We start from the raw sequence: 580 nt of genomic DNA on the forward strand, positions 1-580 counted from the left end.
CCGGTGCGCAGGTAGGTGATGTCTCCGACCAGGCGGGTCCCGGGCACCGCGGAGGTGAAGTCGCGTTTGCCCTGTTCATCGAGCATGTGGTTCTCGATGTGGGCGGTCTTGGCTTGCGGGTCCTGGACCGTGGTCCTCTTCCAGGCCCGGGTYCGGATGGCCCGCAGGCCCTTTTCKCGCATGATCGCCCCGACGGTCGGGGCGGAGACCTTGGTCCCGGCCGCGTTGAGCAAAAGCGTCAGCTGGTCACGGCCGGCACGGCCATTTTCCTTCTCGTACAGGCCGGTAACCGCGGTGACCAGATCCTCATGCCGCACGGCACGCGGTGAGGGCCCGGCAGGGGCGCGCCACCGGTAGAACGAGGCCCGGGAGACCTTCAACGCCCGGCACAGCCACACCACGGAATAGTTGGCCTTCTCCGCTTCGATGAACTCGTAGAAGTCCTCTACTTTTGCTTCGCGGCAAAGAAGGCGCTGACTTTTCCCAGGAACTCGACCTCGGCCTTCAACCGCTCATTTTCGGCCAGTGCCTTCCGGTGCTCGTCCCACGGCACCGGCCCCCGTTCTTCAGGCAGGACCGG

The 580-nt window shown here is 65.6% G+C and carries 1 protein-coding gene; it reads right to left on the reverse strand.

Annotation, left to right across the window (positions count from 1 at the left end; genetic code table 11):
* A partial coding sequence (locus AB4Z15_RS24950) for an IS3 family transposase (RefSeq protein ID WP_442019406.1) occupies nt 1–401 on the reverse strand: 401 nt, incomplete at its 3' end.
* Nucleotides 402–580: the final 179 nt, after the last annotated feature.

Source organism: Paenarthrobacter sp. 2TAF44 (genome assembly GCF_052114885.1).
Lineage (GTDB): Bacteria > Actinomycetota > Actinomycetes > Actinomycetales > Micrococcaceae > Arthrobacter.